We start from the raw sequence: 25,386 nt of genomic DNA, 5'->3' as shown, positions 1-25,386 counted from the left end.
CGCCGCCCCTACCCGTCCCATCCCCGGGGGCTGCGCCCCCAGACCCCCGCTTCGGCCCTGAACGGGCCTCGTCCTCAAACGCCGGACGGGCTGAAAAATCCAGCCCCTCCGGCGTTTGAGGAGCGGGGGCTGGGGCGGAGCCCCAGAAGGATGGGACGGGTAGGGGCGGCGGGGGCGAAAACCTCAGTCCAGCAGTCCGTAACGCATCGCACTCGTCACCGCCGCGGTCCGGTCGTCGACGCCGAGTTTCCCGAAGATGCGCAGCAAGTGGGTCTTGACCGTCGACTCCCCGATGAACAGCCGCCTGCCGATCTCCGCGTTCGTGCAGCCCTCGGCGACCAGCCTGAGCACCGCCGTCTCGCGTGACGACAGGTGGGGGCGCTCCGGCTTGGTCCGCAGCTGGTCGACCAGCCGTGCCGCGACTGCCGGGGCGAGCACCGTCTCGCCGCGCGCGGCGGCCCGTACCGCCTCGGCCAGTTCGCCACGCGGCAGGTCCTTGAGCAGATAGCCCGCGGCACCCGCCTCCACGGCCCGCAGGATGTCACGGTCCGTCTCGTACGTGGTCAGGACGATCACCCGGCAGGGCAGCCCCGCCTCGCTCATCCGCACGATGGAATCGGCGCCCCCGCCGCCGGGCATCCGCAGGTCCATCAGCACGATGTCGGGCCGCAACTCGGCCGCCAGCGCCTCCGCCTGCGGCCCACTGGAGGCGTCGGCGACCACCTCCAGATCCGGTTCGGCGCTCAGCATCGCCCGCAGGCCCTCCCGTACGACGGGATGGTCGTCGGCCAGGATGATCCGGATCACGGTGAACAGCTCCTCACAGGAGGGACGGGCAGCCGGACGGTCACGGTCGTCCCGTCGCCCGGCGCACTGCGGATCCGCGCCGTGCCGCCCACCTCGGTGGCCCGGGCACGCAATCCCGCCAGACCGTAACCGCCGCGCACGGCCGCCGGATCGAAACCGCACCCGGTGTCCCGTACGCACACGGTGAGCGCCTCGTCGGCGTAGGTCAGCGCGATCCCCACGGCCGCCGAACTCCCCGCGTGCCTGCGGGCGTTGGCCAGCGCCTCCTGGCAGGCGCGCAGCGCCACCACCTCGGGGCCGGCGGGCAGGGGACGCACCGGCCCGGACACCTCCAGGGCGGCCTCGTGGCGCGCGGCCAGCCGGCGCAGGGCGTCCGGGAGCGAGGCACCGTCCAGGTCGGCCGGGGCACCTCCGGCGACCAGGGCCCGGGCCTCGGCCAGGTTCTGCCGGGCGGTCTCGTCCATCAACGCCAGATGACGGCGGGCCTGCGGGAGGTCGTCATCGAGCTCCGCCTCGACGGCCTGGACCAGCATCAGCAGGCTGGTGAAGCCCTGCGCGAGCGTGTCGTGGATCTCCCGGGCCATCCGTTCCCGCTCGGTCAGGGCCCCGTGCGCCGCCGAGAGACGGGAGATCTCGTGCCGGCTGGAGTCCAGCTCGGCGATCAGCGCGGCCCGTTCCTGGCTCTGCTCGATGATCCGGATGACCCAGCTGCCGACGGCCATCGAGAAGACGAGGGAGACCACGGCGAACAGCGCGTTGTTGAAGACGTCCTGGTCGCTCGGCCGCCAGACCAGCACCCAGCCCACCACCGGCACGATGTTGATCACGGTCACCACGATCAGCGCGCGCCGCATCCGCAGGGTCATGAAGCACTGGGGGACCAGCGCGAAGGTGATCAGCCGGGTCTCGCCCACCAGGATCGCCGACGACAGGAACAGCGCCATGGCCGCCCCGAGATAGCCGAGGGCCCGCCGCTCCTCGGGCGGATCACCCCGGAGGATGGGCCGCCCCACCCACACGAACAGCGGGACGAGCGCGACGAGCAGACCCGCCGCGACGATGCGGACCGGCCACCCCGGACGGTCCGCGCCGAGCACGGTCACCAGGGTGGCCAGCCAGATGAGCGCGAAGTACGCGTCCCAGATCCGGAACGACCGGTCCCAGGTGTACGCGCCGACGGCACCGTCCGGGTCCGTCACCCGTCGCGCCGGTTCTTCCACCGGAAGGTCAGCAGGCACAGCAGCAATCCTCCGACGCACCACGCCCCCAGCACCAGGGCGATCCGTCCGAACTCCCAGCCTCCCGTCTGCTCCAGCACCTGCGCCGACTCGGGCAGGAACACTCCGCGCAGCCCCTGGCACATCCACTTCAGCGGGAACAGCGCCCCGATGTTCAGCATCCAGTCCGGGATGGTGTCGATCGCGATGTATACCCCGGAGATGAACTGAAGCACCAGGAAGGGGAGGACGACCACGGAACTCGCGCTCTTGCTCGTCTTCGGCAGCGAACTGACTGCGATGCCCAGCAGCGCGCACGCCGTCAGGCCCAGCACGAAGATCCAGGCGAAGTCGAACCAGCGGGCCGCGTCCGACGGCAGCTCGACGTCGTACAGCGTCGTGCCGACGGCCAGCAGGATCGCCGTCTCCAGCAGACCGGTGACGAGAACCAGCCAGATCTTGCCGAGGAAATACGCCGCCGGCGGCATCGGCGTCCCGCGCAGCCGGCGCAGCACCTTCTCGTCCCGCTCGATCGCGATCGAGATGCCGAGCGACTGGAAGCTGGTCGACATGATGCCGGCGGCCATCATCGCCGGGACGTACAGCTGCGAGGCGGTGATGCCGGCGCCCTCCACGTCGTCGCTGAAGATCGAGGCGAACAGGAACAGGAACACCACCGGGAAGGCGAAGGTGAACACCACCTGGTCGCGCTGCCGGAAGAACTGCTTGAGCTCCAGGGCGCCCCGGCGCAGCCCCAGCCCCCATGCCCCGGGCAACCGTGCGGCGGGCGCCCCGGTGCGGGACCGTACGGCGGTCGTGGTCATCGCGCGTCCTCCTGTCCGGTCAGCCGGAGGTAGACGTCCTCCAGCGTGGGGCGGCTCACCCGCAGCCCCGGGATCTCACCGTCGAAGCGGCGCATGAGCTCGGCCACCGTCCGGGTGGGGGTGTCCGTGCGCTCGATGCGCGGGGAGCCGTCCGGCTCGGTCCACTCGACGGTGGCCCCCGTGCCGTGGCCCTGCCGCAGGGCGGCGGGCTCGCCCTCGGCGACGACCCGCCCCTGGCTGACGATCGCGAGACGGTGGGCGAGGGCCTCCGCCTCCTCCAGGTAGTGCGTGGTGAGCAGGATGGTGGTGCCCTCGTCGGCCAGCTTGCGGATGAGGTCCCAGAACTGGCGCCGGGCCGCGGGGTCGAAACCGGTGGTCGGCTCGTCCAGGAGCAGCAGCTCGGGACCGCCGATCACCCCGAGGGCCACGTCGAGACGCCGGCGCTGCCCGCCCGAGAGCGCCTTGATCCGGCTGTCCTCCTTGGCCCGGAGACCGACCAGCCCGATGACCTCCTCCGGGTCCCGCGGCCTCGGGTAGTAGCGGGCGAAGTGCCGCACCGTCTCGCCGACCGTCAACTCGGCGGGCGCGGATTCGTCCTGCCAGACGATTCCGACACGTGAGCGCCACGCGCGCGTGCCGTGCGCCGGGTCCGCACCGAGGACGGACACCTCGCCCGCGTCCCGGTCGCGGTTGCCCTGGAGGATCTCCACCGTCGTGCTCTTGCCCGCCCCGTTGGGCCCCAGCAGGCCGAAGACCTCTCCCTTGCGGATGCCGAGATCGATCCCGTCGACCGCGGTCACGTCGCCGTACTGCTTGCGCAGCCCCCGTACGTCCACCGCGAGTTCTTTCGCGTGTGCTGTCATGCGTTCGAGCCTCGGCCTGAACCGAGCGTTCCGGGACGACCGTGCGTCCTTGCTTATGTCCACCGAACGGTGGACAGAGGCCTCGGTGCGGCACAATGGCCGATGCCCGAAGAAGGTCAACTCTCCAGCAGACGGAATCGGCGTGATGAGTAGGACCACAGTGAAAGACGTCTCCACCGAGCCCGAGCCGTCGTCGGCCGGTGCCGACTCCGCGCCGCGCACGGTGGGCGGCAGCAAGGCCTTCGCCCTGCTGCTGGTGATCACCGGTGCGGCCGGTCTGCTCGCCGCGTGGGTCATCACGATCGACAAGTTCAAGCTGCTGGAGGCCAAGGTCGAGGGCACGACCTTCGTCCCCGGGTGCAGCCTGAACCCGGTCGTCTCCTGCGGCAGCGTCATGGAGAGCAAGCAGGCCGAGGCCTTCGGCTTCCCGAACCCGATGCTCGGCCTCGTCTGCTACGGCATCGTCATCTGCGTCGGCATGAGTCTGCTGGCCCGGGCCCGCTTCCCGCGCTGGTACTGGCTGACCTTCAACTTCGGCACGCTCTTCGGCGTGGGCTTCTGCACCTGGCTCCAGTTCCAGTCGCTGTACCGCATCGGCGCCCTGTGCCTGTGGTGCTCCCTGGCCTGGGTCGCCACGATCCTCATGTTCTGGTACGTCACGTCGTTCAACGTCCGCAACGACTTCCTGCCCGCGCCCCGCTGGCTCAAGGGCTTCTTCAGCGAGTTCACCTGGGTGCTCCCGGTGCTGCACATCGGCGTCATCGGCATCCTGATCATGACCCGCTGGTGGGACTTCTGGACCAGCTGACCGTCCGGAACGGATTGTCAGTCCGGTGATTTAGGGTTCTTGACGTGGAGCCCGACCTGTTCACCGCCGCCGCGGAAGACCGCCAGGAGAAGGACCCGTCCGCCAGCCCCCTGGCGGTCCGGATGCGTCCGCGCACCCTCGACGAGGTGGTGGGCCAGCAGCACCTGTTGAAGCCGGGCTCACCCCTGCGCCGTCTGGTCGGCGAGAGCGCCGGAGGCCCGGCGGGACCCTCCTCGGTGATCCTGTGGGGCCCGCCCGGCACCGGCAAGACGACCCTGGCGTACGTCGTCTCCAAGGCCACCAACAAGCGGTTCGTGGAGCTGTCGGCGATCACCGCCGGCGTCAAGGAGGTCCGCGCCGTCATCGAGGGGGCCCGCCGCGCCACTGGCGGCTTCGGCAAGGAGACCGTCCTCTTCCTCGACGAGATCCACCGCTTCAGCAAGGCCCAGCAGGACTCCCTGCTGCCGGCCGTCGAGAACCGCTGGGTGACGCTGATCGCGGCGACCACCGAGAACCCGTACTTCTCGGTGATCTCGCCCCTGCTCTCCCGTTCGTTGCTGCTGACCCTCGAACCCCTCACGGACGACGACCTCAGAGGACTCCTGAAGCGGGCGCTGAGCGACGAGCGGGGCCTGAAGGAGGCCGTCGCCCTCCCCGAGGACACCGAGGACCACCTCCTGCGGATCGCCGGCGGCGACGCCCGCCGCGCCCTGACCGCCCTGGAAGCGGCCGCCGGGGCCGCGCTCGACAAGGGCGAGGCGGAGGTCTCCCTCACCACGCTGGAGGAGACCGTCGACCGCGCGGCCGTGAAGTACGACCGCGACGGCGACCAGCACTACGACGTCGCCAGCGCCCTCATCAAGTCCATCCGCGGCTCCGACGTGGACGCCGCCCTGCACTACCTGGCCCGCATGATCGAGGCCGGCGAGGACCCCCGCTTCATCGCCCGCCGCCTGATGATCTCCGCCAGTGAGGACATCGGTCTCGCCGATCCGAACGCCCTGCCGATAGCGGTCGCCGCCGCCCAGGCCGTCGCCATGATCGGCTTCCCCGAGGCCGCCCTCACCCTGAGCCACGCCACCATCGCCCTCGCCCTGGCCCCGAAGTCCAACGCCGCGACCATGGCGATCGGCGCCGCCATGGAGGACGTACGCAAGGGACTGGCCGGAACCGTCCCGCCGCACCTGCGCGACGGCCACTACAAGGGCGCCGCCAAGCTCGGCCACGCCCAGGGGTACGTGTATCCGCACGACCTGCCGGAGGGCATCGCCTCCCAGCAGTACGCCCCGGACGCCATCAAGGACCGCGAGTACTACGAACCCACCCGGCACGGCGCCGAGGCCCGGTACGCCGACGCCGTGGAATGGACCCGCAAGCACCTCGGTCGCAGGCGGTCGTGAGGACCCTGTAGAATCCCTCGAAGTGCTGTGTCCCGTGCAGTCAGAACGGGACGGTCAGCCGGAGCCCCGGTCCCTCGTGGACCGACTCCAGGAGCGTCGCGCACCGTCGAACGGTGTCGCGGGCAGCCCACCACCACCCGTCGCACGACGGGAGAGGTCGGTGGGCCACTCGCGTGCTGCACGTATGTGCCCAGACCAGGGAGCGGCTGCCCAACAGGTCCTCACGGACCCGGAGGGTCTCCCCGGCTGCGGATTGCGACCTCCCTCAACCCTGACGAGCCGAACACCCAGAAATGAGAGATTGTGGCGAACCAGCCCCGCCCCAAGGTCAAGAAGTCGCGTGCCCTCGGCATCGCGCTGACCCCGAAGGCCGTCAAGTACTTCGAGGCCCGCCCCTACCCGCCGGGCGAGCACGGCCGCGGCCGCAAGCAGAACTCGGACTACAAGGTCCGTCTGCTCGAGAAGCAGCGTCTGCGCGCGCAGTACGACGTGTCCGAGCGTCAGCTCGTCCGCGCCTACGAGCGTGCCGCCAAGACCCAGGGCAAGACCGGTGAGGCCCTGGTCATCGAGCTCGAGCGCCGTCTCGACGCGCTGGTCCTGCGTTCGGGCATCGCCCGCACGATCTACCAGGCCCGTCAGATGGTCGTCCACGGCCACATCGAGGTCAACGGCCAGAAGGTCGACAAGCCGTCCTTCCGCGTCAAGCCCGACGACGTCGTGATGGTCCGTGAGCGCAGCCGTGAGAAGACCCTCTTCTCCATCGCCCGCGAGGGTGGCTTCGCCCCCGACGGCGAGACCCCGCGCTACCTCCAGGTGAACCTCCGCGCCCTGGCCTTCCGCCTGGACCGCGAGCCGAACCGCAAGGAGATCCCGGTGATCTGCGACGAGCAGCTCGTCGTCGAGTACTACGCCCGCTGATCCCTCGGCGGACGTAGCACCACCCCGCGTGTCAGCCCGCCGTCTCCCCGCCCTTCCGGGTGGGTGAGGCGGCGGGCTCGCGCATGTCCGGAGGCAGTGGCGCCGTGGTGTGCCGCGCCGGCCCGCGCGGCGCCGGCAGTGCCTCCGCCGTCGCGGCACCCGCCGACCAGCCCAGCGCCCGGGACACCGCGGCCTCCCGGCCCAGCAGCGTCCCCTGCCGTACGCACTCCTCGTACCGCTCGTCGCCCAGCTGCTCGCGGGCGGTCGCCTCGCACAGCTCGTGCGGGGCGTTGTAGTACGCCGAACCGAACAGGGGCAGGCCCACCGAGGGCCACAGCGCGGCCGCCGCGCCCTGAAGCACCGCCGCCTCCGCCGGGTCCCCCTCCGTGGCTGTGACCAGGGCCAGCAGCTCGATCGACAGCACCGAGCCGAGCAGATCGCGGAACGAGTGGGCACTGCTCAGGCAGTCCGTCAGCAGCTCCCGGGCACGGGCCGGCTCGCCACCGCACCAGGCGGCGTACGCCAGGACGAACAGCGCGTAGGCGCGCGCCCAGCGCTCGCCATGGTCGTCGCACACCACGCGGACGTCCTCGCACAGCCGCACCGCGTCCGGCAGGTCGCCCCGGAACGCCCGTGCCATCGCCAGCTCGACCTGGCCCATCAGCACATTGCTGTTGAGCTCGCCGATCTCCCGGTAGCGCTCCAGCGCCGAGGACAGCAGCGTCTCCGCGCGCGCCATGTCGTCGGTCACCAGGGCCAGACAGCCGGTGCGGTGCTCCGCGTACGCCACCCCCGTGGCGCTCGCGACCCGCTCCGCCTCCTCGCGGCACTCCTGGAGCGCCGCCAGAGCGGGCACCTTGTCGCCCTGGAGGATCGCCACATAGCCGAGCACCCACAGCGCCTTCAGCCGCGGTCGCGTGTGGTCCGACTCCAGCCGGACGGCCTGCTCCAGCCAGTGCCGGCCCTCCGCCAGCCGGCCGCAGCCGACCCAGCAGAACCACAGCGAGCCCGCGAGGAACTGGCCCAGATGCGCCTCGTCCGGATCCGACAGGCTGTACTCCAGGGCCGAGCGCAGGTTCGGCAGATCGGCGTCCACCCGCGCGGCCACCTCCTGCTGACGCGGGGAGAACCAGTCCAGCTCGCACCACGTCGCCAGCCCCACGTACCAGTCGCGGTGCCGGCGGCGCAGCCGGTCCGCGTCGCCCGTCGCCTCCAGCCAATCGGCGCCGTACGCCCGCACCGTGTCCAGCATCCGGTAGCGCACGCCCGCCGCGGTCTCCTCGCGGGTGATCACGGACTGGGCGAGCAGCTCGGTCAGGACGTCGAGGACCTCGTCGGAGGGCAGACCGTCGCCGCAGCACACGTACTCGGCGGCCTCCAGGTCGAACCGCCCGGCGAACACCGACAGGCGCGACCACAGCAACCGCTCCTCGGGCGTGCACAGTTCGTGGCTCCAGCCGATCGCCGTACGCAGTGTCCGGTGCCGGGGGAGCGCGTCGCGCGAGCCGCCGGTCAGCAGTTGGAAGCGGTCGTCGAGGCGTTCCAGCAGTTGCCCGGGGGACAGCGCCCGCAGCCGGCCCGCGGCCAGCTCGATCGCCAGCGGGATGCCGTCCAGGCGACGGCACAGCTCCCGTACCTCCGGCACGTCCCGCAGCGTGATCCCGTGCAGTGCCGCCCGGTCCGCGAACAGCTCGGCCGCCTCCTCCGCGCCGAGCGGCTCCAGCGGGAGCACCCGCTCACCCGCCAGGCCCAGCGGCCGGCGCCCCACGGCGAGCACCCGCAGCCCGGGCGCGCGGCTCAGCAGCTCGGCCACCAGGCCGGCGCACGCGGCCGTCAGGTGCTCGAACCCGTCGAGGACCAGCAGGAGCCGCCGTCCGGCCAGATGCGCGTGCAGCGTCTCGCGCGGCGCGCGGGTGGTGTGGTCGGTCAGCCCCAGGGCGTCCACCACCGCGTAGTCCACGAACTCCGGGTCGTGCACCGACGCCAGCTCCACCCGCCAGATCCCGTCCGGGTGAGCGCATCCGGCCGCCGCGCGCGCCGACAACCGGGACTTGCCGACCCCGCCGGGCCCCGTCACGGTCACCAGCCGGGCGACGTCGAGTGCCCCTCTCAGCGCCGCGAGTTCGGCCGAGCGACCCACGAACGCGGTGAGTTCCAAGGGGAGATCGCCGCTCAGGGGCGTACCTCCGGACTGATCGTCGCACATGGAACACGGAGCGTACTGAGCCGTGTGCGGTCCGTACAGCCGGTGCGCGCGACTCGGGCGGCCGCGGGCGGCAATCCGGTGCGGAGCGCCATCGCGGGCGCGATAGGCTCGGCGTACGACTTTTTCGATACGCAGCACGTTTCAGGGAGCGGGTGCACACAGTGTCCGGTGGAGAGGTTGCCGGGATCCTGGTGGCCGTCTTCTGGGCGATCCTGGTCTCCTTCCTCGCCGTCGCGCTGGCGAGGCTGGCCCAGACGCTCAGGGCGACCACGAAGCTGGTCGCGGACGTGACGGATCAGGCCGTCCCGCTGCTGGCCGACGCCTCCACGGCGGTGCGCTCCGCGCAGACCCAGATCGACCGGGTGGACGCCATCGCGTCGGACGTCCAGGAGGTCACGTCGAACGCGTCGGCGCTGTCCACCACCGTCGCCTCCACCTTCGGCGGCCCCCTGGTCAAGGTCGCGGCCTTCGGCTACGGCGTGCGCCGGGCGATCACCGGCCGCAAGGACGACGTGCCCGCCAAGGAGCCCCTGCGTACCGTGATCGTGGGCCGCACGGTCTCCCGGCGGGACAAGCGGAACACCCGAGGGAAGAGGGACTGAGAGCCAGCGATGTTCCGCCGTACCTTCTGGTTCAGCACGGGCGTCGCCGCCGGTGTGTGGGCCACCACCAAGGTCAACCGCAAGCTGAAGCAGCTGACGCCCGAGAGCCTCGCCAAGGCCGCGGGGAACAAGGCGATCGAGACCGGTCACCGCATCAAGGACCGTGCCGTGGGCTTCGCACTCGACGTGCGGGACAACATGGCCGTGCGGGAGGCCGAGCTGGGCGACGCCCTCGGGATCAACGAGAGTCCCGAACTCCCCGCCCCCCGGCGTCAGGCCGCCATCGAGAACCGCAACAACCCGAAGTACGTCGAGGGCTCGACGTACCCGACGTACTCGTACAACCGGAATGAGGACCGCTGATGGAGTCGGCTGAAATCCGCCGCCGCTGGTTGAGCTTCTTCGAGGAGCGCGGTCACACCGTCGTCCCTTCGGCGTCGCTCATCGCGGACGACCCGACTCTGCTGCTCGTCCCCGCCGGCATGGTGCCCTTCAAGCCCTACTTCCTGGGTGAGGTCAAGCCGCCCTTCGCGCGCGCCACCAGCGTGCAGAAGTGCGTGCGCACACCCGACATCGAAGAGGTCGGCAAGACCACCCGCCACGGCACCTTCTTCCAGATGTGCGGCAACTTCTCCTTCGGCGACTACTTCAAGGAAGGTGCCATCAAGCACGCCTGGGAGCTGCTCACCAGCCCTCAGGACAAGGGTGGTTACGGCCTGGAGCCGGACAAGCTCTGGATCACCGTCTACAAGGACGACGACGAGGCCGAGCGCATCTGGCACGAGGTCGTCGGGGTGCCGAAGGAGCGCATCCAGCGCCTGGGCATGAAGGACAACTACTGGTCCATGGGCGTCCCCGGACCCTGTGGCCCCTGTTCCGAGATCAACTACGACCGCGGCCCCGAGTTCGGCGTCGAGGGCGGCCCCGCCGTCAACGACGAGCGGTACGTGGAGATCTGGAACCTCGTCTTCATGCAGTACGAGCGCGGTGAGGGCATCGGCAAGGACAACTTCGAGATCCTCGGCGAACTCCCCAGCAAGAACATCGACACGGGCCTCGGCCTGGAGCGTCTCGCCATGATTCTGCAGGGCGTGCAGAACATGTACGAGATCGACACCTCCATGGCCGTCATCAACAAGGCCACCGAACTGACCGGCGTGGCCTACGGCGACGCCCACGCCTCGGACGTCTCGCTGCGCGTGGTCACCGACCACATGCGTACCTCGGTGATGCTCATCGGCGACGGCGTGACCCCCGGCAACGAGGGCCGCGGCTACGTCCTGCGCCGCATCATGCGCCGCGCCATCCGCAACATGCGGCTGCTGGGTGCCACCGGGCCCGTCGTGCTCGATCTGATCGACACCGTCATCCGGATGATGGGCCAGCAGTACCCGGAGCTGGTCACCGACCGCGAGCGCATCGAGAAGGTCGCCGTCGCCGAGGAGAACGCCTTCCTCAAGGCCCTCAAGGGCGGCACGAACATCCTCGACACCGCCGTCACCGAGACCAAGCAGGCCGGCGGCACGGTCCTCTCCGGCGACAAGGCGTTCCTGCTCCACGACACCTGGGGCTTCCCGATCGACCTCACCCTGGAGATGGCCGCCGAGCAGGGCCTCTCCGTGGACGAGGACGGCTTCCGGCGCCTGATGAAGGAGCAGCGGGAGCGCGCCAAGGCCGACGCCCAGGCCAAGAAGACCGGCCACGCCGGCGCCGGTGCCTACCGTGAGATCGCCGACCAGGCCGGTGCCACCGACTTCGTCGGCTACGCGGACACCGAGAGCGAGTCCACGATCGTCGGCATCCTCGTCGACGGGGCCTCCTCCCCGGCCGCCACCGAGGGCGACGAGGTCGAGATCGTCCTCGACCGCACCCCCTTCTACGCCGAGGGCGGCGGCCAGATCGGCGACACCGGCAGGATCAAGGTCGACACGGGCGCCGTCATCGAGATCCGCGACTGCCAGAAGCCGGTCCCCGGCGTGTACGTCCACAAGGGCGTCGTGCAGTTCGGCGAGGTCACCGTCGGCGCCAAGGCCCACGCCTCGATCGACGCCCGCCGTCGCACGGCCATCGCCCGCGCCCACTCGGCCACCCACCTCACCCACCAGGCCCTGCGCGACGCGCTCGGCCCGACGGCCGCCCAGGCCGGTTCCGAGAACCAGCCCGGCCGCTTCCGTTTCGACTTCGGCTCCCCGTCCGCCGTCCCGACGGCCGTGATGACCGATGTCGAGCAGAAGATCAACGAGGTGCTCGCCCGCGACCTGGACGTCCGCGCCGACGTCATGGGCATCGACGAGGCCAAGAAGCAGGGCGCCATCGCCGAGTTCGGCGAGAAGTACGGCGACCGCGTCCGCGTGGTCACCATCGGCGACTTCTCCAAGGAACTGTGCGGCGGCACCCACGTGCACAACACCGCCCAGCTGGGCCTGGTCAAGCTGCTCGGCGAGTCGTCGATCGGCTCGGGGGTCCGCCGTATCGAGGCGCTCGTCGGTGTCGACGCCTACAACTTCCTCGCCCGTGAGCACACGGTCGTCGCCCAGCTCCAGGAGCTGATCAAGGGCCGTCCGGAGGAGCTCCCGGAGAAGGTCTCCGCCATGCTCGGCAAGCTCAAGGACGCCGAGAAGGAGATCGAGAAGTTCCGGGCCGAGAAGGTCCTCCAGGCCGCGGCCGGTCTCGCCGAGTCCGCCAAGGACGTCCACGGCGTGGCCGTCGTCACCGGCCAGGTCCCGGACGGCACGACCGCCGACGACCTGCGCAGGCTGGTCCTCGACGTGCGGGGCCGCATTCAGGGCGGACGCGCCGCGGTCGTGGCCCTCTTCGCGGTCGGCAACGGCAAGCCGCTGACGGTCATCGCCACCAACGAGGCCGCCCGCGAGCGCGGCCTGAAGGCCGGTGACCTGGTCCGCACGGCCGCCAAGACCCTCGGCGGCGGCGGTGGCGGCAAGCCGGACGTCGCCCAGGGCGGCGGCCAGAACCCGGCGGCGGTCGGCGAGGCCGTCGACGCGGTGGAGCGCTTGGTCGCGGAGACGGCCAAGTAATGCGCAGAGGTCGTCGGCTCGCGATCGACGTGGGGGACGCCCGCATCGGGGTCGCCTCGTGCGATCCCGACGGGATCCTCGCCACACCGGTCGAGACGGTGCCCGGGCGGGATGTCCCGGCAGCCCACCGCCGGCTGAGGCAGCTGGTCGAGGAGTACGAGCCGATCGAGGTCGTCGTCGGACTCCCTCGCTCTCTCAAGGGGGGCGAGGGCCCGGCCGCGGCCAAGGTCCGCGGCTTCGTCCAGGAGCTCGCCAAGGGCATCGCCCCGGTACCGGTGCGACTCCTCGACGAGCGGATGACGACCGTGACGGCCAGTCAGGGACTGCGCGCCTCGGGTGTGAAATCCAAGAAGGGCAGATCGGTCATCGACCAGGCTGCCGCCGTGATCATCCTCCAACAGGCGCTGGAATCCGAACGAGTGTCAGGTAAAGCAGTCGGCGAACGCGTCGAAGTGGTCATCTGATCGCGATACGGTAACGTTCCGCGCGCGATGTGGCGGCATTCGAACAGCTGCTGCACAAAGAGAGGCGGGACGGTGCCCAGGCCGTGTAGCGGGCAGCCGCCCCCCTCGCGGCTCTAGGGGTTTGATGACTGAGTATGGCCGGGGCCAAGGCTCCGAACCGTGGCATCCGGAGGACCCGTTGTACGGGGACGGCGGATGGGGCGGACAGCAGGCCCAGGAGGGCCAGCAGTCGCCCTACGGCGGCCAGCCGCAGCACTATCCGGAGCAGCCGCAGCAGCCGCAGTACGACAACGGTGGCTGGGGTGACGGCCAGCAGGCCGCCTACGGTCAGGCGCAGCAGCACGACCCGCACCAGCAGTACCAGCAGCAGTACGGCGAGCAGCAGTACCAGCAGCAGTACAACGGTCAGCAGCACAACGGTCAGCAGTACGACCAGCAACAGTACGACCAGCAGTACGCGGCCCAGCCCCAGCAGCAGTACGACAACGGCACCTGGGGCTCGGGCACGCATGTCCAGTACACCGACCCGTCGGACCCGTACGGCCAGCAGAACGCGTCGTACGGCGGTGACCAGCCCGACTACTACGGCACCCCGGACGCCTACCCGCCCCCGGAGCCGCCCAGCCGTCGGCAGGCCGAGCCGGAACCGCCGCGGACCGACTGGGATCCCGGACCCGACCAGGGCGAACACGCCTTCTTCTCGGGCGCCGACGACGATGACGACACGGACGACCCCCGGGACGACCGTGACGCCCCCCGCGGTCGTGGCGGCAAGAAACCGAAGAAGCGGCGCAGCGGATGCGCCTGCCTGGTGCTGACCGTGATCTTCGCCGGCGGTGTGGGCGGGGTCGGCTACTTCGGCTACCAGTTCTACCAAAATCGTTTCGGCTCGGCGCCGGACTTCGCGGGCGACGGCACCGGCGAGACGGTGCCCGTCTCGGTGCCGACGGGCGCGGGTGGTGCCGAGATCGGGCGGCTGCTCAAGGCGGCGGGGGTCGTCAAGAGCGTCGACGCCTTCGTGTCCGCGTTCGCGCAGAACAACGAGTCGGCCAAGATCCAGGCCGGCTCGTATCTGCTGAACAAGGAGATGTCCGCCGAGAGCGCGGTGGAGCTGATGCTCGACCCGAAGAGCCAGAACAACCTGATCGTCAGTGAGGGCCAGCGCAACTCTGCGGTCTACGCGGAGATCGACAAGCGCCTCGAACTGGCGAAGGGCACGACGGCGAAGGCCGCGAAGGAGAAGTACAAGGACCTGGGGCTGCCCGACTGGGCGCTCGACCAGCCCAACCTGAAGGACCCGCTGGAAGGATTCCTCTACCCCTCCGCCTACGCGGCCAGCAAGGGCGAGAAGCCGGAGAGCGTCCTGAAGGACATGGTCTCCCGGGCGACCGCGAAGTACGAGGAGCTCGGCCTGGAGAAGAAGGCCGAGAACCTGGGTCTCGACGGGCCCTGGCAACTGCTCACCGTGGCCAGCCTGGCGCAGGCCGAGGGCACCAGCCACGACGACTTCCGCAAGATGGCCGAGGTCGTCTACAACCGGCTCAAGCCCGGAAACCCGCAGACCAACGGCATGCTGGAGTTCGACTCCACGTACAACTACATCAAGAACCAGAGCAAGATCGACCTGACCATCGCCGAACTGCGCCAGTACGACAACCGCTACAACACGTACTTCTACAAAGGCCTGCCGCCCGGCCCGATCGACAACCCCGGCGAGGACGCGCTCAAGGGTGCGCTCAACCCGACGAGCGACGGCTGGTACTACTTCATCTCCCTGGACGGCAAGACCAGCAAGTTCACCAAGACGCTCGCCGAGCACGACAAGCTCGTGCAGGAGTTCAACGCGTCGAGGAACAACGGCTGACCACGGGAGGATCCGGGGCGGGTGCCCTGGGCCCTCCCGTGGTCGTCGGCGTCTCCTACCAGCAGGTCTTGCTGTTCAGCAGCCTGTTGCCCTCGAAGTTGGCGACCTGGACGCCGATCTCGTACATACCGTCCGAGTCCTTGGCGTAGGTGTGCCAGGTGTAACCCGAGCCGGATCCGTCGTAGTAGGCGCGCCACGGCCAGTAGTGCTTGTCGCCGCTGTAGTACTCGGTGACCAGTCGGATCTCGGGGTGGTGGCCGTCGGACGCGATGTCGCTGAGGCCCAGGCTGATGTTCACCTCACCGGTGGTTCCGACCTTGAAGCCGTCCCAGAACAGAGAGCCGTAGGCGCCGTCGGTGTAGCACTCGATGAGACCGTCGGGCTTCGTGGAGGCCTGCGCCGGCCCGGAGGCGCTGAAGGCCAGCGCGAATGCCAGGCCGGTGCCGAGTGCCGCCATGCTTCTGCGCATCTGTTGTTCACCTCGTGTCGTCGCGGATTCGTATGCATGGTCATGACATACGCGGTGGGTGGACGTCACAAGAGGCGGGGATGATGTTGGCGGCATCACGCCTGGCCCGGTGGGGTACCTTGAGCCGGTCGGAGAAGCGCAGTGAATGGTGTGATGATGTCCGGGAATGTCCGTGAAATTCGGGCCGCGGTGCTGGGCAAGCCCATCGCCCACTCCCTCTCGCCGGTGCTGCACCGCGCCGCCTACGAGGAGCTGGGCCTCACGGACTGGTCGTACGACCGCTTCGAGGTCGACGAGGCGGCCCTGCCGGGGTTCTTCGCGGACCTCGGACCGCAGTGGGCCGGGCTGTCGGTGACCATGCCACTGAAGCGGGCCGTCATCCCGCTGCTGGACGAGATCACCGAGACGGCGGCCTCGGTCGAGGCGGTCAACACCGTGGTGTTCACGGAGGACGGCCGCCGCGTCGGCGACAACACCGACATCCCCGGCATGGTCGCCGCCCTGCGGGAACACGGCATCGAGCAGGTCGACTCGGCGGCCGTCCTCGGAGCCGGCGCCACCGCCTCCTCCGCCCTGGCCGCGCTGGCCCGGATCTGCACCGGCGAAGTCGTCGTGTACGTCCGCAGCGAGGCCCGCGCCGCCGAGATGCGGCAGTGGGGCGAGCGGCTCGACATGGACGTGCGCACCGCCGACTGGGCGGACGCCGCCGAGGCCCTGCGCGCCCCGCTCGTCGTCGCCACCACCCCGGCCGGTGCCACCGACGCGCTGTCCTCCCTCGTACCGGAACGGCCCGCCACTCTGTTCGACGTGCTCTACGACCCCTGGCCGACCGCACTGGCGGCCCGCTGGTCGGCGTACGGCGGCGCCGTGGTCAGCGGACTTGATCTGCTCGTCCACCAGGCCGTGCTTCAGGTGGAGCAGATGACGGGGCGGACTCCGGCGCCGGTCGGTGCCATGCGGAAGGCGGGGGAGCAGGCGCTGGCCGCTCGCTGAGCCGCGCGCTTCCACCGCCGCGTCCGTCTGCTGGACCGGCGGCCTGCCTCGACCGCCGGACGTGGGAGGATCGTAGGTGGCGGGCCGGGGCCGCGCACCTGGTCGCGCCGTTGCCGTACGCGAGGACGCGCGTACGCAGGGCAGTACGAGGGCGCGAGCACTGAGGAGCACCGTTGAGCAGGTTGCGCTGGCTGACCGCGGGGGAGTCCCACGGTCCCGCACTCGTGGCGACGCTGGAGGGCCTTCCGGCCGGCGTGCCGATCACCACGGAGATGGTGGCGGACCATCTGGCCCGGCGCCGGCTCGGTTATGGGCGCGGTGCGCGGATGAAGTTCGAGCGCGACGAGGTCACCTTCCTCGGCGGTGTGCGGCATGGTCTGACGCTGGGTTCGCCGGTCGCGGTGATGGTGGGCAACACGGAGTGGCCCAAGTGGGATCAGGTGATGGCGGCCGACCCGGTCGACCCGGAGATCCTGGCGGGCCTGGCCCGCAATGCCCCGCTGACCCGCCCGCGCCCCGGCCACGCCGACCTCGCGGGCATGCAGAAGTACGGCTTCGACGAGGCCCGCCCGATCCTGGAGCGCGCCTCCGCCCGCGAGACCGCGGCGCGTGTGGCGCTGGGCGCGGTGGCCCGGTCGTACCTCAAGGAGACGGCCGGCATCGAGATCGTCAGCCATGTCGTGGAGCTGTGCTCCGTGAAGGCCCCGCAGGGGGTGTACCCGACCCCGGCCGACGTCGAGAAGCTGGACGCCGACCCGCTGCGCTGCCTGGATGCGGACACGTCGAAGGCGATGGTGGCCGAAGTCGACCAGGCCCACAAGGACGGTGACACCCTGGGCGGCGTGGTCGAGATCCTGGCCTACGGCGTCCCGGTGGGCCTCGGCTCGCATGTGCACTGGGACCGCAAGCTGGACGCCCGCCTGGCCGGTGCGCTCATGGGTATCCAGGCCATCAAGGGCGTCGAGCTCGGGGACGGTTTCGAGCTGGCGCGGGTGCCCGGTTCCAAGGCGCACGACGAGATCGTCAACACCCCCGAGGGCATCCGCCGCGTCTCCGGCCGCTCCGGCGGCACCGAGGGCGGTCTGAGCACGGGCGAACTGCTGCGCGTACGTGCCGCGATGAAGCCGATCGCGACCGTCCCGCGCGCCCTGCAGACCGTGGACGTCACCACCGGTGAGGCCACCCAGGCCCACCACCAGCGCTCCGACGTCTCCGCGGTGCCCGCCGCGGGCATCGTCGCCGAGGCCATGGTCGCCCTGGTCCTCGCGGACGCGGTGGCGGAGAAGTTCGGTGGCGACTCGGTTCCCGAGACCCGCCGGAACGTCCGGTCGTACCTCGAGAACCTGGCCATCCGATGACCCGTCCGCAGGTGGTGCTGGTCGGTCCGATGGGCGTGGGCAAGTCCACCGTCGGACAGCTGCTGGCCGCGCGGCTGGGCGTCGGCTACCGGGACACGGACGACGACATCGTCTCCGAGCAGGGCCGGACCATCGCCGAGATCTTCGTCGACGAGGGTGAGCCGGTCTTCCGGGCGATCGAGAAGGCCGCCGTGCGCAAGGCGCTCACCGAGCACGACGGTGTCCTCGCCCTCGGCGGCGGCTCGATCCTCGACGAGGACACGCGCGCGCTCCTCGCCGGGCAGCGGGTCGTCTACCTCTCGATGGACGTGGAGGAGGCGGTCCAGCGCACCGGACTCAACGCCGCTCGTCCGCTGCTCGCGGTCAACCCGCGCCGGCAGTGGCGCGAGCTGATGGAGGCACGGCGGCCCCTGTACGAGGCGATCGCCACGGCGGTCGTCGCCACGGACGGCCGTACGCCCGAAGAAGTCACCCAAGCCGCCCTGGACGCACTGGAGTTGAAGGAAGCATGAGCGAGGCAGCGACGCGGATCCAGGTCGGCGGCACCGCGGGCAGCGAGCCGTACGAGGTCCTGGTGGGCCGTCAACTCCTGGGCGAGCTCGGCGCGTTGATCGGTCCCAAGGCCAAGCGGGTCGCGGTCATTCACCCCGAGGCGCTGGCCGAGACCGGTGAGGCGCTGCGGGCCGACCTCGCCGGGCAGGGCTTCGAGACGGTCGCCATCCAGGTACCCAACGCCGAGGAGGCCAAGACCGCCGAGGTCGCCGCCTACTGCTGGAAGGCGCTCGGCCAGTCCGGCTTCACCCGCACCGACGTCGTCGTGGGCGTCGGCGGGGGCGCGACCACCGACCTGGCCGGGTTCGTGGCCGCGACCTGGCTGCGCGGCGTGCGCTGGATCGCGATCCCCACCACCGTCCTGGCGATGGTGGACGCGGCCGTCGGCGGCAAGACCGGCATCAACACCGCCGAGGGCAAGAACCTCGTCGGTGCCTTCCACCCGCCGGCCGGTGTGCTGTGCGACCTGGCCGCGCTGGATTCCCTGCCGGTCAACGACTACGTCTCCGGACTCGCGGAGATCATCAAGGCCGGCTTCATCGCGGATCCGGTGATCCTGGAGCTCATCGAGTCCGACCCCGAGGCCGCGCGTACCCCTGCGGGCCCGCACACCTCCGAGCTCATCGAGCGGGCCATCCGGGTCAAGGCCGAGGTCGTCTCCGCGGACCTGAAGGAGTCGGGGCTGCGGGAGATCCTCAACTACGGTCACACGCTGGCCCACGCCATCGAGAAGAACGAGCGGTACAAGTGGCGGCACGGCGCCGCCGTCGCCGTGGGCATGCACTTCGCGGCCGAACTCGGCCGTGTCGCGGGCCGGTTGGACGACGCCACGGCGGACCGTCACCGCACAGTCCTGGAGTCGGTCGGTCTGCCGCTGCACTACCGCTACGACCAGTGGCCCAAGCTGCTCCAGAACATGAAGGTCGACAAGAAGTCCCGCGGTGATCTGCTGCGGTTCATCGTGCTGGACGGACTGGCGAAGCCGACCGTGCTGGAAGGCCCCGACCCGGCCGTCCTCCTCGCCGCCTACGGCGAGGTCGGAGAGTAGATCCCGAGGTGCGGCTTCCGCCCGATTCGCCCTGCGGGTTGGGCACTTCGGACCGCCCTCGGCCGTTTCACCAAATGACGGCCGGGGGCGGTACCGTTCGGTAACGAGCGGGGTACGTTTCCCGTTGTCAGCGCCCATCGCCTGTACGAGACGGAGTGGCACCGGATGCAGCACGCAGTGGGTTCTCCGCTGCCGCCGCCCCATCAGCCGGGGCACGGACCGGCCACCGGCTGGTCGCCGGCCGCACACCACCCGGGTCCGCATCACCCGGGCACACACCAGGGACCGGCCCCCGTGCCCCCGCCGCCTCCCGCCCCGGGCTTCACCGGAGCACCCGCGGCCCCCGCTCCGCCGCCCGCCCCCGCACCCCCGGCTCCGGACACCACAGGGCACGTCCCGCTGCCGCCCGGCGGTCCGGTCGGCGTCCCCAGCGCACCGCCCGCGACAGCGTCCCCCGATCCGGCCGCCACCACCCTCGCGGTCCTGCTCATCGGCCCCGCGGGTGCCGGCAAGACCAGCGTCGCCAAGTACTGGGCGGACCACCGCCGGGTCCCCACCGCCCACATCAGCCTCGACGACGTGCGCGAATGGGTCCGCTCGGGCTTCGCCGACCCCCAGTCCGGGTGGAACGACCACTCCGAGGCCCAGTACCGCCTCGCCCGCCGCACCTGCGGCTTCGCCGCGCGCAACTTCCTGGCCAACGGCATCTCCTGCATCCTCGACGACGCCGTCTTCCCCGACCGCCCGGTCGTCGGCCTCGGCGGCTGGAAGCGCCACGTCGGCCCGGGCCTCCTCCCGGTCGTCCTCCTCCCCGGCCTGGAGATCGTCCTGGAGCGCAACGCCGAACGCTCCGGCAACCGCCGTCTCACCGACGAAGAGGTCGCCCGCATCCACGGCCGCATGGCCGGCTGGTACGGCTCCGGTCTCCCCATCATCGACAACTCCCAGATGGACGTGCCCCAGACCGCGCAGATCCTGGACGACGTCCTGGCACGGTCGATAGCGAGCCCACCGAACTGGTAGCCGAGGCGACGGGAGCCCCGCGCCCCGAGCGGTACCGCCCCCACTCGGCCTCTCTCAACACGCGCCTCACCTGCGGAGCTCCTACGCTCATCTCATGTCAGAGGTGTACGCAGCCCGCCGAGACCGTCTCCGGGAACGCTGTCACGCGGCCGGCAGCGCGGCAGCGGTCGTGACCCGTCCCGCCAACGTCCGCTACCTCGCGGGCGCGGCCCCGCAGGACGCGGTCCTCCTGCTCGGCCGCCGCCAGGACCTGCTGGTCTGCGCCGGCCCCCCGGACGACCGGGCCTCCCCGTGGCGCCCCGACGACACACTGGCGCTGCACATCCTGGCCGAGCCCGCCGGCGATCCGGCCGTCGCCGCGGCCGACCTGGCCGCCGCGCAGGGCGCCGACGCCCTGGCCGTGGAGGAACACCACCTCACCGTGACCCGGCACCGCGCCCTCGCCTCCGTCGCTCCCCGGCTGCGCCTCGCCGACCTGGGCGGCGCCGTCGAACAGCTCAGGGTGGTCAAGGACGAGGAGGAGATCTCCTGCCTCCGCATCGGCGCCGAGATCGCCGACCAGGCCCTGGGCGAGCTGCTCGAATCCATCCTCGTGGGCCGCACGGAACGCCACCTCGCCCTGGAGCTGGAGCGCCGCCTCGTCGACCACGGCGCGGACGGCCCCGCCTTCGCCACCTCCGTGGCCACCGGCCCGAACTCCGGCAAGCGGGCCCACCGGCCCACCGACCGCCGGGTCGAGGAGGGTGACTTCCTTTCCGTCTGCCTCGGCGCCACCTACCGCGGCTACCGCTGCGAGATCGGCCGTACCTTCGTCATCGGTACGTCCCCGGCGGACTGGCAGATCGAGCTGTACGACCTCGTCTTCGCTGCCCAGCGGGCCGGGCGCGAGGCGCTGGCACCCGGCGTCGCCTACCGCGACGTGGACCGCGCGGCCCGTCAGGTACTGGACTCCGCCGGGTACGGGGAGGGCCTTGTGGCACTGACGGGGCACGGTGTGGGGCTCGAAATCGAGGAGGACCCGCAGTTGGCCCCCGCGGCCATGGGTAAACTGGACGCTTGCGTGCCGGTCACCGTCGAACCCGGGGTCCACCTCCCGGGCCGGGGCGGCGTCCGGATCGATGACACGCTCGTCGTCCGCCCCGAGGCGGACGGCGGACCCGAGCTACTCACCATCACGACCAAGGAGCTGCTCGCCCTTTAGACAGGTGCGTGCGCCGGGGTCGTCCACGTCAGTCCAGGAGATTCCGCAACCGTGGCTTCCACGAACGACCTCAAGAACGGCCTGGTGCTCAAGCTCGATGGCGGCCAGCTGTGGTCCGTCGTCGAGTTCCAGCACGTCAAGCCCGGCAAGGGCCCGGCCTTCGTGCGCACCAAGCTCAAGAACGTGCTCTCCGGCAAGGTCGTCGACAAGACCTTCAACGCCGGCGTCAAGGTCGAAACGGCCACGATTGACAAGCGCGACATGCAGTTCTCCTACATGGACGGCGAGTACTTCGTCTTCATGGACATGGAGACCTACGACCAGCTCATGGTCGACCGCAAGGCCGTCGGCGACGCCGCCAACTTCCTGATCGAGGGCTTCACGGCCACCGTGGCGCAGCACGAGGGCGAGGTGCTCTTCGTCGAGCTGCCGGCCGCCGTCGAGCTCGTCGTGCAGGAGACCGAGCCGGGCGTCCAGGGCGACCGCTCCACCGGCGGCACCAAGCCCGCCATCCTGGAGACCGGTCACCAGATCAACGTCCCGCTCTTCATCACCACCGGTGAGAAGATCAAGGTCGACACCCGCACGAGCGACTACCTCGGCCGGGTGAACAGCTAACCGTGGCTGCCCGCAACACGGCCCGCAAGCGTGCCTTCCAGATCCTCTTCGAGGGCGACCAGCGCGACGCCGACGTGCTGACGGTCCTCGCGGACTGGATCCGGCTCTCCCGGGAGGACACCCGGCAGCCGCCGGTCAGCGAGTACACGATGCAACTGGTCGAGGGCTACGCGGTACACGCGAAGCGCATCGACGAGCTCATCGCGCAGTACTCCGTCGGCTGGACGCTGGACCGGATGCCTGTCGTCGACCGCAACATCCTGCGCCTGGGCGCCTACGAGCTGATCTGGGTGGACGAGACGCCCGACGCCGTCGTACTCGACGAGATGGTGCAACTGGCGAAGGAGTTCTCCACGGACGAGTCCCCTTCGTTCGTCAACGGTCTGCTCGGCCGCCTCAAGGACCTCAAGGCCTCGCTGCGTCGCGACTAGGACCCGTCCGCCGGACGGGTCCTACCTCCGCCGGGTGCCGCCGGGACGCGGCGCCGCGGTGGGTGCGGCAGACGGGCGCCAGGGGGCCCTGTGCGGCCGGTGACGCCTCTGTGGGGGAGTCGGTCGGCGACACCGCCGCGCGTCCCGCACGGGGCGACTCGCGCCACGTACCAAAAACCGCCGGGGTGGCCGGAACCCAATGGGTTCCGGCCACCCCGGCGGTACGTTTCTGCTGAGGTGGGGAGCGGCTCAGCTCTCCTCGTGGGACGCCACCGCACGGCGCGCGTCCGCGTCCAGCACGCCCCAGCTGATCAGCTGCTCGGTGAGGACCGAGGGCGACTGGTCGTAGATGACGGCGAGGGTGCGCAGGTCGTCCTGGCGGATCGAGAGCACCTTGCCGTTGTAGTCACCGCGCTGCGACTGGATCGTGGCCGCGTAGCGCTGGAGCGGGCCCGCCTTCTCGGCCGGCACGTGGGCCAGGCGCTCCAGGTCGAGGACCAGCTTCGGCGGCGGCTCGGCGGCACCGCCCGGCGTGGTGCCCGGCAGCAGCTCCTGCACGGGGACCCCGTAGAAATCCGCCAGCTCGGCAAGGCGCTGCACGGTCACGGCGCGGTCACCGCGCTCGTACGACCCGACCACAACCGCCTTCCAGCGTCCCTGGGACTTCTCCTCGACACCGTGGAGGGAAAGGCCCTGCTGGGTGCGGATGGCCCGGAGCTTGGCCCCGAGCTGTTTGGCGTATTCGCTGGACATATAGCTCCCCGGCACTGTGTCGACGCGGCCGGCTGTGTGCATGCCGCGCGGCTGGTAACTCACTGTGAGGTTACGCAGCGTTACTCTGCCGCGTCAAGCCGAATGGTCCGCACCGACTCTTCCGTGGTATCGGTGACGGGTTGGGCCAAAGGGGTGACCGCGGGGCGCCAGGGGGGTGATCTGCGGTGTCGCGCGGGCCTGCTACCGTGGATGGCGCAAATCCGACGTCCTTTAAGGTCCGTCCCGTGAGGCGGAGAAGGAGGTCCGTTTCGTATGGACACGCAGCAGGACAATCCGCAGGACAACCAGCGGGACGCACAGCCGTCCGACGCGCGGCCCGTTCTCGAGGGCCCCGACATCGCACGCGTGCTGACCCGCATCGCCCACGAGATCGTCGAACGCGCCAAGGGCGCCGACGACGTCGTGCTCCTCGGCATTCCGACCCGGGGCGTCTTCCTCGCCCAGCGGCTCGCCGCCAAGCTGGAGCAGATCACCGAACGACAGATCCCGGTCGGCTCGCTCGACATCACCATGTACCGCGACGACCTGCGCATGCACCCGCCGCGCGCGCTGGCCCGCACGGACATTCCCGGTGACGGCATCGACGGCCGGCTGGTCGTCCTCGTCGACGACGTGCTCTTCTCCGGCCGCACCATCCGCGCCGCCCTCGACGCCCTGAACGACATCGGGCGCCCGCGCGCGGTCCAGCTGGCGGTCCTCGTCGACCGGGGCCACCGCGAACTGCCCATCCGCGCCGACTACGTCGGCAAGAACCTCCCCACGTCGTTGCGGGAGACGGTCAAGGTCCAGCTCGCCGAGGAGGACGGTCGCGACACCGTGCTGCTCGGCGCGAAGCGGGACCGGTAGCAGGCAGACGGCGTACGCCGGTCCTCGGCGTGCCCTGGCCTGCCCTGAATCTCCCCCATATGAACTGCCTTACGGAGCCTGAAAGATGCAGCGTCATCTCATCTCGGCCGCCGACCTCACCCGTGACGACGCCGTCCTGATCCTCGACACCGCCGAGGAGATGGCCCGGGTCGCCGACCGGCCGATCAAGAAACTGCCGACCCTGCGCGGCCGTACCGTCGTCAACCTCTTCTTCGAGGACTCCACCCGCACCCGGATCTCCTTCGAGGCCGCCGAGAAGCGGCTGTCGGCGGACGTCATCAACTTCTCCGCCAAGGGCTCCAGCGTCTCCAAGGGCGAGTCCCTCAAGGACACCGCCCAGACCCTGGAGGCGATGGGCGTCGACGCCGTCGTCATCCGGCACGGCGCCTCCGGGGCGCCGTACCGGCTGGCCAACTCCGGCTGGATCGACGCGGCCGTCATCAACGCCGGTGACGGCACCCACCAGCACCCCACCCAGGCCCTGCTCGACGCCTTCACCATGCGCCGCCGGCTCGTCGGGCGGGACGCCGGGATCGGCCAGGACCTGGCCGGGCGGCGCATCACGATCGTCGGCGACATCCTGCACAGCCGGGTCGCCCGCTCCAACGTCGACCTGCTGCACACCCTCGGCGCCCAGGTCACCCTGGTCGCGCCGCCCACCCTGGTCCCGGTCGGTGTCGAGACCTGGCCGTGCGACGTGTCGTACGACCTGGACAGCACGCTCGCCAAGTCCGACGCGGTGATGATGCTGCGGGTCCAGCGCGAGCGCATGAACGCCGCGTTCTTCCCGACCGAGCGCGAGTACTCGCGGCGCTACGGCCTCGACGGCGAGCGCATGGCGCGGATGCCCGAGCACGCCATCGTGATGCACCCCGGTCCGATGGTCCGCGGCATGGAGATCACGGCCGAGGTGGCCGACTCCGAGCGCTGCACCGTCGTCGAGCAGGTCGCAAACGGAGTCTCCATCCGGATGGCGGTCCTGTACCTGCTTCTGGGTGGCAACGAACCCGCCGTCAGCCACACCCGTATCGAGGAGAAGTAAGA

General features: G+C 70.6%; 25 protein-coding genes. 18 read left to right on the top strand and 7 right to left on the bottom strand.

Annotated features, from left to right (window positions below; genetic code table 11):
- Positions 1-183: 183 nt before the first annotated feature.
- The 4 genes from SLINC_RS08965 to SLINC_RS08950 are packed head-to-tail and all read right to left on the bottom strand — an operon-like array spanning position 184 to position 3,711.
- Positions 184-807: a response regulator gene (locus tag SLINC_RS08965; RefSeq protein WP_067428989.1), complete on the bottom strand. Its 624-nt coding sequence runs from the start codon at positions 805-807 to the stop codon at positions 184-186.
- Positions 804-2,045, bottom strand: a complete 1,242-nt coding sequence (locus tag SLINC_RS08960; protein WP_079164463.1) for a sensor histidine kinase — start codon at positions 2,043-2,045, stop codon at positions 804-806. Before SLINC_RS08960 ends, SLINC_RS08965 begins: the two co-directional genes overlap by 4 nt.
- Positions 2,003-2,848, bottom strand: a complete 846-nt coding sequence (locus tag SLINC_RS08955; RefSeq protein ID WP_067428979.1) for an ABC transporter permease — start codon at positions 2,846-2,848, stop codon at positions 2,003-2,005. Before SLINC_RS08955 ends, SLINC_RS08960 begins: the two co-directional genes overlap by 43 nt.
- A complete protein-coding gene (locus tag SLINC_RS08950; protein WP_067428976.1) occupies positions 2,845-3,711 on the bottom strand; it encodes an ABC transporter ATP-binding protein in 867 nt (288 codons plus the stop codon). The genes SLINC_RS08955 and SLINC_RS08950 overlap by 4 nt, the downstream gene beginning before the upstream one ends.
- Positions 3,712-3,856: 145 nt before the next feature.
- Here SLINC_RS08950 and SLINC_RS08945 point away from each other — a divergent pair, with 145 nt between their 5' ends.
- The 3 genes from SLINC_RS08945 (at position 3,857) to rpsD (ending at position 6,837) form a co-directional block, all read left to right on the top strand.
- A complete protein-coding gene (locus tag SLINC_RS08945; RefSeq protein ID WP_067428973.1) occupies positions 3,857-4,519 on the top strand; it encodes a vitamin K epoxide reductase family protein in 663 nt (220 codons plus the stop codon).
- Between the two features lie 44 nt (positions 4,520-4,563).
- Complete coding sequence (locus SLINC_RS08940; protein WP_067428969.1) at positions 4,564-5,919, top strand: replication-associated recombination protein A; 1,356 nt, start codon at positions 4,564-4,566, stop codon at positions 5,917-5,919.
- Between the two features lie 303 nt (positions 5,920-6,222).
- Complete coding sequence (gene rpsD / locus SLINC_RS08935; RefSeq protein WP_067428966.1) at positions 6,223-6,837, top strand: 30S ribosomal protein S4; 615 nt, start codon at positions 6,223-6,225, stop codon at positions 6,835-6,837.
- A gap of 31 nt (positions 6,838-6,868) precedes the next feature.
- Here the strand turns inward: rpsD and SLINC_RS08930 are convergent, their stop codons facing one another.
- Positions 6,869-9,043: an ATP-binding protein gene (locus SLINC_RS08930; RefSeq protein WP_067428963.1), complete on the bottom strand. Its 2,175-nt coding sequence runs from the start codon at positions 9,041-9,043 to the stop codon at positions 6,869-6,871.
- Positions 9,044-9,195: 152 nt separating this feature from the next.
- Here SLINC_RS08930 and SLINC_RS08925 point away from each other — a divergent pair, with 152 nt between their 5' ends.
- The 5 genes from SLINC_RS08925 (at position 9,196) to mltG (ending at position 15,008) form a co-directional block, all read left to right on the top strand.
- A complete protein-coding gene (locus SLINC_RS08925) occupies positions 9,196-9,645 on the top strand; it encodes a DUF948 domain-containing protein (protein ID WP_182449151.1) in 450 nt (149 codons plus the stop codon).
- A 9-nt stretch (positions 9,646-9,654) separates the two neighbouring features.
- Positions 9,655-10,008 (top strand): hypothetical protein, encoded by a 354-nt coding sequence (locus SLINC_RS08920; protein WP_067428956.1) that lies wholly within the window; start codon positions 9,655-9,657, stop codon positions 10,006-10,008.
- Positions 10,008-12,680 (top strand): alanine--tRNA ligase, encoded by a 2,673-nt coding sequence (gene alaS, locus SLINC_RS08915; RefSeq protein ID WP_067428951.1) that lies wholly within the window; start codon positions 10,008-10,010, stop codon positions 12,678-12,680. The genes SLINC_RS08920 and alaS overlap by 1 nt, the downstream gene beginning before the upstream one ends.
- Positions 12,680-13,144, top strand: a complete 465-nt coding sequence (gene ruvX / locus SLINC_RS08910) for a Holliday junction resolvase RuvX (protein WP_067428948.1) — start codon at positions 12,680-12,682, stop codon at positions 13,142-13,144. The genes alaS and ruvX overlap by 1 nt, the downstream gene beginning before the upstream one ends.
- A 124-nt stretch (positions 13,145-13,268) precedes the next feature.
- Entirely contained in the window at positions 13,269-15,008 is a 1,740-nt protein-coding gene (gene mltG, locus SLINC_RS08905; RefSeq protein WP_067428945.1) for an endolytic transglycosylase MltG, read from the top strand.
- Between the two features lie 55 nt (positions 15,009-15,063).
- Here mltG and SLINC_RS08900 read toward each other — a convergent pair whose 3' ends face one another.
- Complete coding sequence (locus SLINC_RS08900; RefSeq protein WP_067428942.1) at positions 15,064-15,477, bottom strand: hypothetical protein; 414 nt, start codon at positions 15,475-15,477, stop codon at positions 15,064-15,066.
- 153 nt (positions 15,478-15,630) lie between these two features.
- Between SLINC_RS08900 and SLINC_RS08895 the strand changes: the two genes are divergently transcribed.
- The 8 genes from SLINC_RS08895 to nusB all read left to right on the top strand — a co-directional run bounded on the left by SLINC_RS08895 (position 15,631) and on the right by nusB (position 22,701).
- Positions 15,631-16,470 carry a shikimate dehydrogenase gene (locus tag SLINC_RS08895; protein WP_067428941.1) on the top strand — a complete coding sequence of 280 codons (840 nt, stop codon included), beginning with the start codon at positions 15,631-15,633 and terminating at the stop codon, positions 16,468-16,470.
- Positions 16,471-16,643: 173 nt separating this feature from the next.
- On the top strand, positions 16,644-17,828 hold the full coding sequence (gene aroC / locus SLINC_RS08890) for a chorismate synthase (RefSeq protein WP_067428939.1): 1,185 nt from the start codon (positions 16,644-16,646) through the stop codon (positions 17,826-17,828).
- Complete coding sequence (locus SLINC_RS08885) at positions 17,825-18,340, top strand: shikimate kinase (protein ID WP_067428937.1); 516 nt, start codon at positions 17,825-17,827, stop codon at positions 18,338-18,340. Before aroC ends, SLINC_RS08885 begins: the two co-directional genes overlap by 4 nt.
- Entirely contained in the window at positions 18,337-19,428 is a 1,092-nt protein-coding gene (gene aroB / locus SLINC_RS08880) for a 3-dehydroquinate synthase (protein WP_067428935.1), read from the top strand. The genes SLINC_RS08885 and aroB overlap by 4 nt, the downstream gene beginning before the upstream one ends.
- 165 nt (positions 19,429-19,593) lie before the next feature.
- On the top strand, positions 19,594-20,451 hold the full coding sequence (locus tag SLINC_RS08875) for a Pro-rich N-terminal domain-containing protein (protein WP_067428932.1): 858 nt from the start codon (positions 19,594-19,596) through the stop codon (positions 20,449-20,451).
- 94 nt (positions 20,452-20,545) lie between these two features.
- The gene (locus tag SLINC_RS08870; protein ID WP_067428929.1) at positions 20,546-21,652 is read left to right on the top strand and encodes an aminopeptidase P family protein; all 1,107 of its coding nucleotides are present in this window, start codon (positions 20,546-20,548) and stop codon (positions 21,650-21,652) included.
- 51 nt (positions 21,653-21,703) lie between these two features.
- Positions 21,704-22,270 (top strand): elongation factor P, encoded by a 567-nt coding sequence (gene efp / locus SLINC_RS08865; RefSeq protein WP_067428926.1) that lies wholly within the window; start codon positions 21,704-21,706, stop codon positions 22,268-22,270.
- A 2-nt stretch (positions 22,271-22,272) separates the two neighbouring features.
- Positions 22,273-22,701 carry a transcription antitermination factor NusB gene (nusB, locus tag SLINC_RS08860; RefSeq protein ID WP_067428920.1) on the top strand — a complete coding sequence of 143 codons (429 nt, stop codon included), beginning with the start codon at positions 22,273-22,275 and terminating at the stop codon, positions 22,699-22,701.
- A 249-nt stretch (positions 22,702-22,950) separates the two neighbouring features.
- On the opposite strand, the gene bldD is transcribed toward nusB, so the two are convergent.
- Positions 22,951-23,454, bottom strand: a complete 504-nt coding sequence (bldD, locus tag SLINC_RS08855) for a transcriptional regulator BldD (RefSeq protein WP_030038549.1) — start codon at positions 23,452-23,454, stop codon at positions 22,951-22,953.
- Between the two features lie 273 nt (positions 23,455-23,727).
- On the opposite strand from bldD, the gene pyrR reads away from it, so the two are divergent.
- Positions 23,728-24,321: a bifunctional pyr operon transcriptional regulator/uracil phosphoribosyltransferase PyrR gene (pyrR, locus tag SLINC_RS08850; RefSeq protein WP_067428917.1), complete on the top strand. Its 594-nt coding sequence runs from the start codon at positions 23,728-23,730 to the stop codon at positions 24,319-24,321.
- Between the two features lie 85 nt (positions 24,322-24,406).
- Positions 24,407-25,384, top strand: coding sequence for an aspartate carbamoyltransferase catalytic subunit (locus SLINC_RS08845; protein WP_067428914.1), 978 nt, complete (start codon positions 24,407-24,409; stop codon positions 25,382-25,384).
- The last annotated feature ends 2 nt before the right edge of the window (positions 25,385-25,386 follow it).

Source organism: Streptomyces lincolnensis, from assembly GCF_001685355.1.
GTDB classification, from domain to species: domain Bacteria; phylum Actinomycetota; class Actinomycetes; order Streptomycetales; family Streptomycetaceae; genus Streptomyces; species Streptomyces lincolnensis.
This window is presented reverse-complemented; position numbering and strand designations above follow the sequence as displayed.